Below are 12850 nucleotides of genomic sequence, written 5' to 3'. Positions count from 1 at the left end.
CCGGATGCTTCCGGGGGCAGGGCGCCGGGTTGCGCCTGGCTAAAGCTCGAACACCAGCGCCTTCAGGCCGCTTTCCGGCGAGATGTCGGGAAACTCCGGCGGGTTGTCCAGGCGCTCGACGAAACGCAGCTGTGGCGCCTCGGCGGCCATGCCGGCGATGAGGAAGTCCGGGCCGGTGTCCGGGTCATTGACGCAGGCCAGTACCGTACCCTGTTCGCCGAGCAGCTCCGGCAGGCGACGGAGGATGCGGGCGTAGTCCTGGGTGAGGGCGAAGCTGCCTTTCTGGAAGCTCGGCGGGTCGATGATGATCAGGTCGTAAGGCCCGCTCTTGCGCACCTTGCCCCAGGACTTGAACAGCTCGTGGCCGAGAAACTCCACCTGGCTCAGGTCGTGCTGGTTGAGGCGGTGATTGTCGCGTCCACGGGTCAGGGCGGCACGCGCCATGTCCAGGTTGACCACCCGCGTCGCACCGCCGGCAATGGCTGCCACGGAGAAGCCGCAGGTGTAGGCGAACAGGTTGAGCACGCGCTTGCCGGCCGCCTGCTGGCGCACCCACTGGCGGCCCAGGCGCATGTCGAGGAACAGGCCGCTGTTCTGTTTGCTGCCCAGGTCGAGCAGGTAGCGCAGGCCGTCCTCGCGGATCGTCCACTGCGCCTGCTCCTCGCCGGCCAGCCATTCGCTCTCGCTGCCGTGCACGTAGCGATGCTGCAGCAGCAGGCCACGGGCGCCGCTGGCCTGCCACTCTGGCGTGTCCAGCAGTTCCAGCAGCAACGGGCGCAGGGCGGCATCCGGCTCGCGGAACAGCATGACCAGGACGATGCCCGACAGCCAGTCGACGGTGATCTGCTCCAACCCCGGCCAGCAACGGCCACGGCCATGGAACAGCCGCCGGGTCTCGTCGCCGGGCGGGTTGTGCAGCGCCTGCAACAGGTGCTGGCGCAGGGTGGCGAGGGGCGCGTCAGTCATCGCGGGTCAGCACTTCCAGCAGTTCGATCTCGAAGGTCAGGTCGGCGTTGGCAGGAATCGAGCCGACGCTGCGTTCGCCGTAACCCAGGTGTGCCGGTACCTGCAGCTTGCGCTTGCCACCGACCTGCATGCCCATCAGGCCCTGGTCCCAGCCCTTGATCACCCGTCCGGTGCCGATCACGCACTGGAACGGCTTGCCGCGCGAGAAGGACGAGTCGAACTCGCTGCCGTCGGCCAGCCAGCCACGGTACTGGGTGGTGATCAGGGCGCCCTTGACCACGGCCTTGCCGTCGCCGGGTTGCAGGTCTTCGATGATCAGTTCGTTGCTCATGTCGGGGTTTCCTTGCGATGACGATTCTGACTGGCCTGCACCGAGCGTTCGGCAGGCACGCGAAGTTGCCTCAGCAGGTAGTCGGCGAATGCCGGCGCATAGCCCTGCAGGGCGATGGCGCCGGCCATGCAGCTCAGCCAGCTCTCGGCCAGGGCCTGGTCGATCGGCCACTGCGAATGGAAGGCCGGAATGCTGATGCTGCCGTATTTCTCGGCGAACAGGCGCGGCCCGCCCAGCCAGCCGCTGAGAAAGCACGCCAGCTTGTCCCGCGACGCGCTCAGGTCGGCCGGATGCAGGGCGCGCAGGGCAGCGGCCTCGGGACGTTCGTCCATCAACCGGTAGAAGTCGTCGACCAGCCGGCGCAGGCCGTCGATACCGCCGGCAGCCTGGTAGGACGCGTCGAGAGTGCCGTAGGGCAGGGTGTCGCTCATGCGCGCCTCCTGAAAAAGGCGCCATTGTAACCGCTGGCGTAGAATGGCCGGCCATTTGAAGTGCACGCCCTGTGGGAGGCGCTTTAGCGGCGACGGTCGCGGCTCAAGCCCCTCCCACACGTAGCACGTAAGCACCGAGTTTGAATCCGCAGCCCATTCCCGATGACCCAACCCCAGCAAGGCTTCGTGCTCAGCCGCCATTGGCGCGATACGCCGCAAGGCACCGAGGTGGCGTTCTGGCTGGCCACCGATGCCGGCCCGCTACAGGTGCGCCTGCCGTTGCAGGAGTCGGTGGCGTTCATTCCGCTCGAGCAACGCGCCTGGGCCGAGCCGTTGCTGCGCAATGAACAGGGCGCCGAGTTGCGCGAGCTGGCCCTGCGTGATTTCCGCCAGCGCCCGGTGCTGGGCCTGTATTGCCGTCAGTACCGCCAGTTGCTGCAACTGGAGAAGAAGCTGCGCCAGGTCGGTGTGGATGTCTACGAGGCCGATATCCGTCCGCCGGAGCGTTACCTGATGGAACGCTTCATCACCGCCAGCGTCGCCTTCGAGGGTGTCGAACAGGCGGACGGCAGCCTGCTGTGCAAGTCGCTCAGGCCGGCCGCCGACTACCGCCCGCGCCTGCGCCTGGTCTCGCTGGATATCGAGACCAGCGCCCGTGGCGAGCTGTACTCCATCGCCCTGGAGGGCTGTGGCCAGCGTCAGGTCTACATGCTCGGCCCGGCCAACGGTGACGCCAGCAGCGTCGACTTCGACCTCGTCTACTGCGACAGCCGCAAGGCGCTGCTCGAGTGCCTGAACGCCTGGCTGGAGCGGCATGACCCCGACGCGATCATCGGCTGGAATCTGGTGCAGTTCGACCTGCGCGTGCTGCGCGAGCACGCCGAGCAGCTCAAGGTGCCGCTGCGCCTGGGGCGTGGTGGCGACGTGCTCGGCTGGCGTCAGCACAACAGCAGCCAGCACTACTTCGCCGAGGCGGCCGGGCGGCTGATCATCGATGGCATCGAAGCCTTGCGCTCGGCCACCTGGAGCTTCCCTTCGTTCAGCCTGGAGTCGGTGGCGCAGACCCTGCTGGGCGAAGGCAAGGCGATCGACACACCCTATGCACGCATGGACGAGATCCAGCGCATGTTCGACGAGGACCGGCCGGCGCTGGCGCACTACAACCTCAAGGACTGCGAGCTGGTCACGCGCATCTTCGCCCACACCGAGCTGCTCGCCTTCCTGCTGGAACGCTCCAGCGTCACCGGCCTGGCCGCCGATCGCAGTGGTGGCTCGGTCGCGGCGTTCACCCATCTGTACCTGCCGCCGATGCATCGCCTCGGCTTCGTCGCGCCCAACCTTGGTGACATCCGTGGCGAGAACAGCCCGGGCGGTTTCGTCATGGATTCGCGTCCGGGGCTCTACGACTCGGTGCTGGTGCTGGATTACAAGAGCCTGTATCCGTCGATCATCCGCAGCTTCCTGATCGACCCGGTGGGGCTGGTCGAAGGCCTGCAGCGCCCGGACGACGCGCATTCGGTGGAAGGCTTTCGCGGCGCGCGCTTCTCGCGCACGCAGCACTGCCTGCCGAGCATCGTCGAACGCGTGTGGCAGGGGCGCGAGACGGCCAAGCGCGACGGCAATGCGGCGCTGTCGCAGGCGCTGAAGATCATCATGAACGCCTTCTACGGTGTGCTTGGCTCCAGTGGTTGCCGCTTCTTCGACCCGCGCCTGGCGTCGTCCATCACCCTGCGCGGGCACCAGATCATGAAACGTACCCGCGAGCTGATCGAGGCCGAGGGGCACGCGGTGATCTATGGCGATACCGACTCCACCTTCGTCTGGCTCGGTCGGGCGCATGACGAGGACGAGGCGGCGCGCATCGGCCGCGCGCTGGTGGCTCGCGTGAATGCCTGGTGGCGCGAGCACCTGCAGCACGCGTACGGGCTGGGCAGTGCGCTGGAACTGCAGTTCGAGACCCACTACCGGCGCTTTCTGATGCCCACCATCCGTGGCACCGAAGAGGGCAGCAAGAAGCGCTATGCCGGCCTGGTGCGCGACGCCGCTGGCGCCGAGCGCATGGTGTTCAAGGGCCTGGAAACGGTGCGTACCGACTGGTCGCCGCTGGCGCAGCGCTTCCAGCAGGAGCTGTACCGCCTGGTCTTCGCCGGCGAGCCCTACGAGGCGTACGTGCGCGACTACGTCGAGCGCACCCTGGGCGGTGAGCTGGATGAACTGCTGGTCTATCGCAAGCGCCTGCGCCGGCGCCTCGACGACTACCAGCGCAACGTGCCGCCGCACGTGCGCGCCGCGCGCCTGGCCGACGAGCACAACCAGCACCTGGGCAGGCCGCTGCAGTACCAGCGCGGCGGCTGGATCAGCTACCTGATCACCAGGGGCGGGCCGCAACCGCTGGAGCGCCTGCTGTCACCCGTCGACTACGAGCATTACATCAGCCGCCAGCTGAAGCCGGTGGCCGATGCCATCCTGCCGTTCGTCGGTGGCGACTTCGAGCGCCTGCTGGACGGGCAGTACAGGCTGTTCTGAGTGCTGCTGGCGGGCGTCTCCCGCGCGTGACGCGGATGCCGCTGGCAGGAAATAATTTGCAAAGCTCGTCCCGTTGAGCGGCGTTCACGGCCTGAATATATTGGCGCCCGTGATGCCGGGCCCCTCTGGCGGTTAACACCGCGATGTCGGAATCACAGTCTGTTCAATCTGACTGTAGGAGGGGCTCATGACTGCCCTCGAACCGTTCCTCTTCGCCGACTTCCTCGGTACGGCCACCTGGTTGTGGCTGGTCTTCATCGCTGTCGTCATCTCCCTGCTGGCCTTCGACCTTGGCGTGCTGCATCGCGACAATCGCGAGATCGGCGTGCGCGAGAGCCTGTTGCTGTCCGCCGGCTACATCAGCGCCGGCCTGCTGTTCGGCGTCTGGGTGTTCTTCCAGAAGGGCGGCGACGCCAGCATGGATTACCTCACCGGCTTCCTGATCGAGAAATCGTTGTCGATGGACAACGTGTTCCTCATGGCCATGATCTTCAGCTTCCTGGCGATCCCGCGGCAGTACCAGCACAAGGTGCTGTTCTGGGGAATCATGGGGGTGCTGGTGCTGCGCGCGATCATGATCGGCCTGGGTGCGGCGCTGATCCATGAATTCAGCTGGGTGCTCTACCTGTTCGGTGCGTTCCTGTTCTTCACCGGGGTGAAGATGCTGTTCTCCAGGCTGGACGACGCACCGGACCTGCAGAACAACCTGCTGGTCAGGTTCCTGCGCAAGCACCTGCGCGTGACCGACGACCTGCACGGCCAGCGTTTCTTCGTGCGCCAGGACGATGGCAACGGACGCCGCGTGCTGTGGGTGACGCCGCTGTTCCTCGCGCTGATCCTGATCGAGTGTGCCGACCTGGTGTTCGCCATCGACAGCGTGCCGGCGATCTTCGCCATCACCCAGGATCCGTTCATCGTCTACACCTCGAACATCTTCGCCATCCTCGGCCTGCGCGCCCTGTACTTCGCCCTGGCCGCGCTGATCCACCGCTTTGCCTATCTCAAGTACGCACTGGCCCTGGTGCTGGTGTTCATCGGCACGAAGATCTTCCTGGTGGGCATCATCGGCAAGATCCCGGCGGCCGTATCCCTCAGCGTGACCCTCGGCCTGCTGGTCGGTGGCGTGGTGCTGTCGCTGTACAAGACCCGTAGCCAATCGCAGCCACACGAACATTGATGCTCGCCCCGGCCCCGCCGCTGGCGTGGTCGGAGGCAGCCCGAAACTGGAGAATCACTGATGAATAGCTGCCGCAAACGTCCCCTGGCATTCGCTGCCTTGGGCGCCATTGTGTTCACCCTGGCCGGCTGCGAGGCCGCCGAGCAGTCGGCGCAGAAACTGGCCGACGAGGCGAAGAAGGAAGCGCAGGCGTTGATCGAGGGCTCGGTCGGAGAGGTGGTGGACGAGGTCAACCGCCAGGTGGACGCCTTGCAGGACTCCACCAACCGCGCCCTGGGCAAGGCCGAGACCGAGGCCGAGGAGGAGGGCAGCGACAGGCCGCACGACGAACCATCCGCCGAACGTCCCGTCGAGCCAGGCGTGGAAACCTGATGAGGCGTCAGCCGAGCAGCCGCTGCGGGCTGAGCATGGCGGCGGTCAGGCCGGCGGCGATCAGCTGTTCCGGCAGCGGCTGCTTGCGGATCAGCGCGGCGCAGGCCTGGCCCATGGCCGCGCTGGTCTGGATGCCGTAGCCGCCCTGTGCGGCGACCCAGAAGAAGCCCGCCGCCTGCGCATCGAAACCGCCGACCAGGTCGCCGTCGGCAACGAAGCTGCGCAGGCCGGCCCAGGTGTGCTCCGGGCGGCGAATCTGCAGGCTGGTATGGGTTTCGATCTGGTGGATGCCGAGGGCGATGTCCAGCTCTTCCGGCTGCACGTCGTGGGCTGCCACCGGGTCGGCATTGGCCGGTGAACCTAGCAGCAGACCGGCATCGGGCTTGAAGTAGAAGGATTCGTCCAGGCTGACCAGCGCCGGCCAGTTCTGGCAGTCGATGCCCGCGCCGGCTTGGAAGGTGAAGGCGGCGCGTCGTTTGGGTTGCAGGCCGATGCCGGGCAACCCGGCCAGCTGGGCGATCTGGTCGCACCAGGCGCCGGCGGCGTTGATCAGCAGCGTGGCGCTGTAGCGTTGCCCCGCACAATCCACCTGCCAGCCCTCGGCGCTGCGGCTGATGGCCAGCACCTCGCGGTCGCAGTGTATTTCGCCACCCTGCTGACGGATGCCGCGCAGGTAGCCCTGGTGCAGGGCGGCGGTATCGATGTCGGCGGCGCTGGGGTCGTACAGCGCCCCCCGGACCCGTTCGCGACGCAGCACCGGCACCATGGCGCAGGCCTGCTCGGCGCTGAGCAGGCGCGCCTCGGCGACCTGTTGGCGCGCCTGCTCGAACTGGCGCTGCAGCTCGGCCACATCGCCGCTGAAATCCACCACCAGTTCGCCACGCGGGGTGAGCAGCGGGTGGTCGCTGAAGCCAGCGGGTGGCGCGTCGTAGAAGGTGCGGCTGGCGGCGGTCAGCGCGCGCACCTGAGGCGTGCCGTAGGCCACGGTGTAGAGCGCGGCCGAGCGACCGGTGGAGTGGTAGCCCGGTTGCGCCTCGCGCTCCAGGACGATGGTCTTGCCGTGGCCGGCGAGAAAGTAGCCGGTGGAGGCGCCGGCGATACCGCCGCCGATGATGAGGTAGTCGCAGTGCTGCATGTCGTGTCGTTCGATGGGGTCAAATGAAAAAGGCGAAGCCACAGGCTTCGCCTTTGTTCGCTCGCCGTCGCTTCAGTGCTTGCGCGGCACGGCCTTGAGCAGCTCGTCCGGCGGCATCTCGCACTGGATCTTGCGCCCGATCAGTTCTTCGATGGGCGGCAGGGCGAAGGCGTCGTCCTCGCCGGCGAAGCTGATCGAGGTGCCGCTGGTGCCGGCGCGGCCGGTACGACCGATGCGGTGCACGTAGTCGTCCGGGTCTTCCGGCAGGGTGAAGTTGATCACGTGGCTGATGCCGTCGACGTGGATGCCGCGACCGGCCACGTCAGTGGCGACCAGTACGCGGATGTGTCCGGCACGGAAGCCTTCGAGCACCTTGATGCGCTTGTGCTGCGGCACGTCACCGGACATCTGCGCGGCGCTGACGCCGTCGCGGGTCAGGCGTTCCTCGATGCGGCGCACTTCGTCCTTGCGGTTGGCGAAGACCATCACCCGGTCCCAGGCGTTCTGCGTGACCAGGTTGTACAGCAGCTTGTACTTGTCGCTGGAGGCGACGGCGTAGACGTGCTGCTCGACGGTGTCGCTGGCGACGTTCTCCGGCTCGATCTCGACGATGGCCGGGTTGACCGTCCACTGCTTGGCCAGGTTCATCACGTCTTCGGTGAAGGTGGCGGAGAACAGCAGGGTCTGGCGGTCACCCTTCATCGGCGTCTGGCGGATGATCTGGCGCACCTGCGGGATGAAGCCCATGTCGAGCATGCGGTCGGCTTCGTCGAGGACCATCACCTCGACCATGTCCAGGTGCACCTCGCCGCGCTGGTTGAAGTCCAGCAGACGGCCCGGGGTGGCCACGAGGATGTCGCAGAAGCGCGACTCCAGCTGCTTGAGCTGCTTGTCGAAGTCCATGCCGCCGACGAAGCTCATGACGTTGAGCCCGGTGTACTTGGTCAGCTCGGCGGCGTCCTTGGCGATTTGTACCACCAGCTCGCGGGTCGGCGCGATGATCAGCGCGCGCGGCTCGCCCATGTAGCGCTCTTTCGGCGCCGGGGTCTGCAGCAGCTGGGTGATGATCGAGATGAGGAACGCGGCGGTCTTGCCGGTGCCGGTCTGGGCGCGGCCGATAGCATCCTGGCCCTTGAGGGTGTAACCGAGGACGCCGGCCTGGATCGGTGTGCAGTAGGGGAAGCCCAGGTCGTGGATGGCATGCATCAGCTCGGGCGCGAGCCTGAAGTCATGGAAGCGCACCTTGCCTTCGGCAGGCTCGACCACGAAGTCTTCCAGCTTCCAGGTGTCCACCGGCTTGGCCGGGCGTTCGCGACGGGGCTTGTCGGCCTTGGCGGGGCGTGGTTGCTGCTGCGGGCTGGGCGTGCCGGCGTTGTCGCTGGCGGCACGGGCGGGTTTGTTCTTGCGGGAGCGCTGGTCGTCTGTGCCGCGGGCCGGGCTGGGCGCTGCTACGGGGGACGCTTGTGGCTGCTCGTCTTCGGCCTTGCCGAACATTTTCTTGAGTGCTTTGAGCACGGGCTTCTCATCGACTGGTTAAGGAGTGAACGCTCGCCAGTGTAATGCAAGACGCGAGCGTGGCGAAGTGCTTCGCTCGCGTCTGTCAAGGGGACCGAGTGGTCAGTGCCTCATTGCTCCGGCAGGCTGGCCAGCAGCAGGCGCTGCACGTTGCCGCCCATGATCGCGGCGATGGCGCTGTCATCGAAGCCGGCCTGCTGCAGGCCTTCGGTGATCTGCGCCAGGCCGGTCACGTCGAACGGCGTATGCACGGTGCCGTTGAAGTCCGAGCCGAGGGCGACATGCTCGACCCCGACCTGGTCGACGGTGTAGCGGATGGCCTTGACGATGGCCGCGACCGAGGTGTCGCACACGGCGGTGCTCCAGTAGCCGATGCCGATGACCCCGCCTTTGGCGGCAATGGCCTGGATATGCTTGTCGCTGAGGTTGCGGGTGCCGGGGCAGGTGCCTTCGACACCGGTATGCGACACCAGCACCGGGCGTGTGGACATGGCCAGCACGTCATCGATCAGTGGGCGCGAGGCGTGGGCCAGGTCCACCAGCATGGCCTTTTCTTCCAGGCGTGCGATCACCTGGCGCCCCAGCGGCGTCAGGCCGCCCTTGTTCAGGCCATGGGCCGAGCCGCCGACTTCGTTGTCGAAGAAGTGCGTGAGGCCGGCGATGCGAAAGCCGGCGTCGTACAGCACGCCGATGTTCTCCAGCTTGCCCTCGATGGGTTGCAGGCCCTCGGTGGCCAGCAGCCCGGCGACGCGGCGAGGGTCCTGCTGCCAGGCGGCGATGAAGCCGGCGAGGTCCTCGCGGCTGCGAATCAGTACCAGGCGCCCGTCGCTGCCGGCCGCGGCGTCGCGCAGTTTCTGCGCCTGGTACAAGGCGCGCTGCAGCAGGCTGCTCCAGGTTTCCCGTGGCCAGCGCTGGGCCATCGCCAGCAGGGTGATGTTGTCGCTGTCGGCGCCATTGCTCTCCATGTTCAGCCCGCGTGGGGTCTTGGTCACGGTGGAGAACACCTGCAGGCCGAGACGCCCCTCGAGCATGCGCGGCAGGTCCGAGTGCCCGTAGTCGTAGCGCTTGAGCAGGTCGCGCTCCCAGAGCAGGGCGTCGTCGTGCAGGTCGGCGACGAACAGGCCCTGGTGCAGTTCCTGCGCGCTGGCGCTGGTGCTGTAGGGCGGCGGGCTGGCGACGCTGTTCATCTTCGCGTCGAGCAGCGACGGCAGGCCGAGAACGGCCAGGGCGGAGAGGGGAACGAGGAGCAACAGGGCGAGCAGGAGTTTGCGCATGAGTAGCCATCCAGGCGTGTTGTTATGCCGGGCACTCTAGCAGGGAAGTTCTGGCGCGGGCGTGTGCGGGGGCGATTCAGCCGCAGAGGCAGTTGCGCCCCTGCTGCTTGGCCTGGTACAGCGCGGCGTCGGCGCGGGCGATGAGCCCCGACAGGCTGTCGCTGTGCCGCATCTGCGCCAGGCCGATGGAGATGGTGACACCCGGTAGCACGCCGACCGGCGAGTAGAACGAGTCGATCTGCTCCAGGCTGGCACGCAGTCGCTCGCCGATGGTGCGGGCATCCTGATCGGCGATCTCCGGCAGCAGGATGACGAATTCCTCGCCGCCGAAGCGAATCAGGCTGTCCTTGGGGCGGAGCTGGTTGCGCAGGGTGTGGGCGACCAGGCACAGGGCGTAGTCGCCGGCCAGGTGGCCATGCTGGTCGTTGTAGGCCTTGAAGTGGTCGACATCCAGCATCAGCAGCGACATCGGCTCGTCGTTGAAGGCGCAGCGGGTGCTCTCGCGCTCGAACACATGCTCCAGCCAGCGCCTGTTGAAGCAGCCGGTGAGGGTGTCGATATTGGCATTTTGCTCGCTGTCGAGAATCTGCCGGTTGCCCTGGCGAACCCGTTCGCAGAGCAGCTCCAGCAGGTTCTGCATCAGCTGCGGCGATTGCTGGAACAGGGCGATCAGCGACTCACGGTGCAGGCGCAGGACGACCGAGGGACGCTCGGCCACCACATAGGCGGAAGGGTGCTCGTTGTCGATGAAGCTGATCTCGCCTGCGCAGTCGCCCACTTCCAGGGTGCTCACGGCCTGGTTGTCCAGTGAGCCTAGGTAGACGCGCAACTGGCCTGAAATCAGCAGGTAGAGGTGTTGGTTGCGATTGAAGGGGGAGAGCAGGACTTCGCCTGCTTCCAGCTCACAGGCACGAAACTCCCGCAGCAGCTGATCGAGGCTGCTGGCCGCGACATTGTGAAACAGCCGCAGTTGCTGAACTTGCTGCAGGTCTGCCTGCCAGTGCGCCGATTTCATCGCGATCTCGTCGTGCCAGACCGGGCAATAAGGCCGGAAGGCAAAACCAACGCTCCCTGTCATGTCCACGAATAATCTTCGACATTATTCTCGGGTCGCAGACCTGGCAATGCTCGGGCAAAGCCTCACCGACCAATGGTTGTACCTCGGTGCGAAGCTGTTAACTGATGCCTGTTCGTGTGTGCTCGAGATCACGGCGCGAAATGAATGCGGTGGCCGACGGCGTAGCCGGCCAACCGCTCGCCGATGGCCGATGCCAGCGCCTCGTCCTGGTTCGGCACATGGACGTGGGCCAGCTGCCCGGCCTGGTCATCGCTCAGCACCTCGACGCGGATGGCGGGATGCAGCTCGGCGAGGTCACTCTGGTAGACGCGGGCGATGGCGTCGAAGCGCAGTGCCGGCTTGAACGTCTTGCCCACCGCGGTCAACGGGATGGCGTCGACGATCCGTTCTTGGGGATGGCCGCGCGCTCGGGGATGTGCGCCGCCGCGTGCTCCAGCAGTTCCGCCTCGCTGGCCTGGTTGCCGGGTTTCAGTTGCACGTAGACCACCGGCAGCTCGCCGGCTTTCTCGTCCGGTTTGCCGACGGCTGCGGCCATGGCCACAGCGGGGTGCTTGTGCAGCGCTTCCTCGATCATCTGCGGGTCGATGTTGTGTCCGCCTCGGATGATCAGGTCCTTGCTGCGGCCGGTCAGCCAGATGTAGCCATCGGCATCGACGCGGCCGAGGTCGCCGGTGTTGAACCAGTCACCGTCGACCCAGATACCGGCATTCTTGCTCGTCTGCAGGTAGCCCTTGAACACCGTCGCGCCACGGATGCACAGGTTGCCGATCTCGTTCTGCGCGGCGTCACGCATGTAGCGGCCCTGGTCGTCGAGGACCTTGATGCTCACCTCGCAGTAGGGCATGCGCAGGCCGATGGAGCCCGGGCGCCGTTCTCCGGCCGGCGGGTTGGCGCAGCTGCCGCAGGTGCCTTCGGTCAGGCCGTAGCCTTCGATCAGGGTCAGGCCGGTCTTGGCCTCGAACTGACGGATCAGCTCGACCGGCATCGGCGCCGCACCGCACAGCGCGTATTTCAGCGAGGACAGGTCATGGCCTTCGCTGGGCACCTGCAGCAGCCCGGCATAGATGGTCGGTACGCCACTGAAGAAGCTGACCCGGTGGCGCTCGATGACTTTCCAGAAGTTGCCGATCAGCGTGGTGTTGCGATAGCCCTGTGGCGTCGCCAGCAGCACCTCGGCACCGCCGATGAAGGCAGCCAGGCCGGTAACCACCACGCCGTTGACGTGGAACAGCGGCAGGCCGCAGAGCGTCACGTCGCCCGGGCCGAAGCGGGTGACCAGGTTCATGCTGTAGGCCATCGCCACTTCGTTGCCGTGGCTGTGCGGGGCGAGCTTGGGCGTGCCGGTGGTGCCGCCGGTGTGGAAGTAGCTGGCGACGTCGTCCGCGGCGATGATGCGACCGCTTTCCAGGTGGTCGTTCGGGCAGGCGGCGATGGTCTCGTCGAAGTCCAGCACACCTTCCGGCCAGGCGCCGCGCTGGGCCTTGAGCGCACTGCGTTGTGGCTCGGGCAGCAGGTTGGCCATGTCCACGCAGAGTATCGCCTTCAACTCGGGCAGTTGCCCGCGCAGGGCCTGCACCTTGTCCCACAGGTCGGTGCCGGGGAAGGGGGCGAGGGTCACCAGCAGTTCGGAGTCCGAGGCGTGGATCAGCTCGGCGATATGCTCGGGATCGAGCAGCGGGTTGATCGCGTTGACGATCCCGGCCGCTTCGCCGCCCCAGATGGTGTAGTGGGTCTGCGGCAGGTTCGGCAGGAGGAACGACACGGCCTTGCCCGGGCGCAGGCCCAGGCGGTGGAAGGCGTTGGCGGTCTGGGTGAGCTTGCCCAGCAGCTCGGCGTAGCTCAGGCGCAGCGGGGTTTCCTCACCATTGCCCTGGAGAATGAACGACAGCGCCGGGGCATCGGGTTGCGCACTGGCCGTCCGGCGGATCAGCTCGAAGGTGCTCGGCGGCAGGTCGCGTTCGCTCAGTGCGACGGCCTCGATCTGCTCGATGTCCTGCAGGGTGCGAATCAGGGGCGCTGTGCTCATTTATTGTGCATCTCTTCGG

10 protein-coding genes and 1 pseudogene are annotated in these 12850 nt (G+C 66.6%); 3 read left to right on the top strand and 8 right to left on the bottom strand.

Features of this window, described 5'->3' with window-relative positions:
• Positions 1–39 precede the first annotated feature (39 nt).
• The 3 genes from FIV02_RS18870 to FIV02_RS18860 are packed head-to-tail and all read right to left on the bottom strand — an operon-like array spanning position 40 to position 1728.
• A complete protein-coding gene (locus tag FIV02_RS18870; RefSeq protein WP_152489485.1) occupies positions 40–966 on the bottom strand; it encodes a class I SAM-dependent methyltransferase in 927 nt (308 codons plus the stop codon).
• Positions 959–1297, bottom strand: coding sequence for an FKBP-type peptidyl-prolyl cis-trans isomerase (locus FIV02_RS18865; protein ID WP_037055976.1), 339 nt, complete (start codon positions 1295–1297; stop codon positions 959–961). Before FIV02_RS18865 ends, FIV02_RS18870 begins: the two co-directional genes overlap by 8 nt.
• Positions 1294–1728 carry a group II truncated hemoglobin gene (locus tag FIV02_RS18860; protein WP_134678224.1) on the bottom strand — a complete coding sequence of 145 codons (435 nt, stop codon included), beginning with the start codon at positions 1726–1728 and terminating at the stop codon, positions 1294–1296. The genes FIV02_RS18865 and FIV02_RS18860 overlap by 4 nt, the downstream gene beginning before the upstream one ends.
• 162 nt (positions 1729–1890) lie before the next feature.
• Between FIV02_RS18860 and FIV02_RS18855 the strand changes: the two genes are divergently transcribed.
• The 3 genes from FIV02_RS18855 to FIV02_RS18845 all read left to right on the top strand — a co-directional run bounded on the left by FIV02_RS18855 (position 1891) and on the right by FIV02_RS18845 (position 5803).
• Positions 1891–4254, top strand: a complete 2364-nt coding sequence (locus FIV02_RS18855; protein ID WP_152489484.1) for a DNA polymerase II — start codon at positions 1891–1893, stop codon at positions 4252–4254.
• A gap of 187 nt (positions 4255–4441) precedes the next feature.
• Complete coding sequence (locus FIV02_RS18850) at positions 4442–5431, top strand: TerC family protein (RefSeq protein ID WP_152489483.1); 990 nt, start codon at positions 4442–4444, stop codon at positions 5429–5431.
• Between the two features lie 60 nt (positions 5432–5491).
• Entirely contained in the window at positions 5492–5803 is a 312-nt protein-coding gene (locus FIV02_RS18845) for a hypothetical protein (protein ID WP_152489482.1), read from the top strand.
• A 7-nt stretch (positions 5804–5810) separates the two neighbouring features.
• On the opposite strand, the gene FIV02_RS18840 is transcribed toward FIV02_RS18845, so the two are convergent.
• The 5 genes and pseudogenes from FIV02_RS18840 to FIV02_RS18820 all read right to left on the bottom strand — a co-directional run bounded on the left by FIV02_RS18840 (position 5811) and on the right by FIV02_RS18820 (position 12831).
• A complete protein-coding gene (locus FIV02_RS18840; protein ID WP_152489481.1) occupies positions 5811–6938 on the bottom strand; it encodes an FAD-binding oxidoreductase in 1128 nt (375 codons plus the stop codon).
• Positions 6939–7010: 72 nt separating this feature from the next.
• On the bottom strand, positions 7011–8453 hold the full coding sequence (rhlB, locus tag FIV02_RS18835; RefSeq protein ID WP_037055988.1) for an ATP-dependent RNA helicase RhlB: 1443 nt from the start codon (positions 8451–8453) through the stop codon (positions 7011–7013).
• Positions 8454–8563: 110 nt separating this feature from the next.
• Positions 8564–9727, bottom strand: a complete 1164-nt coding sequence (locus FIV02_RS18830; RefSeq protein ID WP_152489480.1) for a dipeptidase — start codon at positions 9725–9727, stop codon at positions 8564–8566.
• A gap of 76 nt (positions 9728–9803) precedes the next feature.
• A complete protein-coding gene (locus FIV02_RS18825) occupies positions 9804–10742 on the bottom strand; it encodes a GGDEF domain-containing protein (RefSeq protein ID WP_152489479.1) in 939 nt (312 codons plus the stop codon).
• A 191-nt stretch (positions 10743–10933) separates the two neighbouring features.
• Positions 10934–12831, bottom strand: a pseudogene (locus FIV02_RS18820) (acyl-CoA synthetase).
• Positions 12832–12850: the final 19 nt, after the last annotated feature.

This window comes from Pseudomonas sp. THAF187a (assembly GCF_009363395.1).
Lineage (GTDB): Bacteria > Pseudomonadota > Gammaproteobacteria > Pseudomonadales > Pseudomonadaceae > Aquipseudomonas > Aquipseudomonas khazarica.
Note: the sequence above shows the minus strand (reverse complement) of the source record. Positions and strands in the feature narration are given on the sequence as shown.

What these genes read in the sequence shown, in the direction of transcription:
- FIV02_RS18870 (WP_152489485.1), bottom strand. Translation starts at nt 966, where the DNA reads ATGACTGACGCGCCCCTCGCCACCCTGCGCCAGCACCTGTTGCAGGCG.
- FIV02_RS18865 (WP_037055976.1), bottom strand. Translation starts at nt 1,297, where the DNA reads ATGAGCAACGAACTGATCATCGAAGACCTGCAACCCGGCGACGGCAAG.
- FIV02_RS18860 (WP_134678224.1), bottom strand. Translation starts at nt 1,728, where the DNA reads ATGAGCGACACCCTGCCCTACGGCACTCTCGACGCGTCCTACCAGGCT.
- FIV02_RS18855 (WP_152489484.1), top strand. Translation starts at nt 1,891, where the DNA reads ATGACCCAACCCCAGCAAGGCTTCGTGCTCAGCCGCCATTGGCGCGAT.
- FIV02_RS18850 (WP_152489483.1), top strand. Translation starts at nt 4,442, where the DNA reads ATGACTGCCCTCGAACCGTTCCTCTTCGCCGACTTCCTCGGTACGGCC.
- FIV02_RS18845 (WP_152489482.1), top strand. Translation starts at nt 5,492, where the DNA reads ATGAATAGCTGCCGCAAACGTCCCCTGGCATTCGCTGCCTTGGGCGCC.
- FIV02_RS18840 (WP_152489481.1), bottom strand. Translation starts at nt 6,938, where the DNA reads ATGCAGCACTGCGACTACCTCATCATCGGCGGCGGTATCGCCGGCGCC.
- FIV02_RS18830 (WP_152489480.1), bottom strand. Translation starts at nt 9,727, where the DNA reads ATGCGCAAACTCCTGCTCGCCCTGTTGCTCCTCGTTCCCCTCTCCGCC.
- FIV02_RS18825 (WP_152489479.1), bottom strand. Translation starts at nt 10,742, where the DNA reads ATGAAATCGGCGCACTGGCAGGCAGACCTGCAGCAAGTTCAGCAACTG.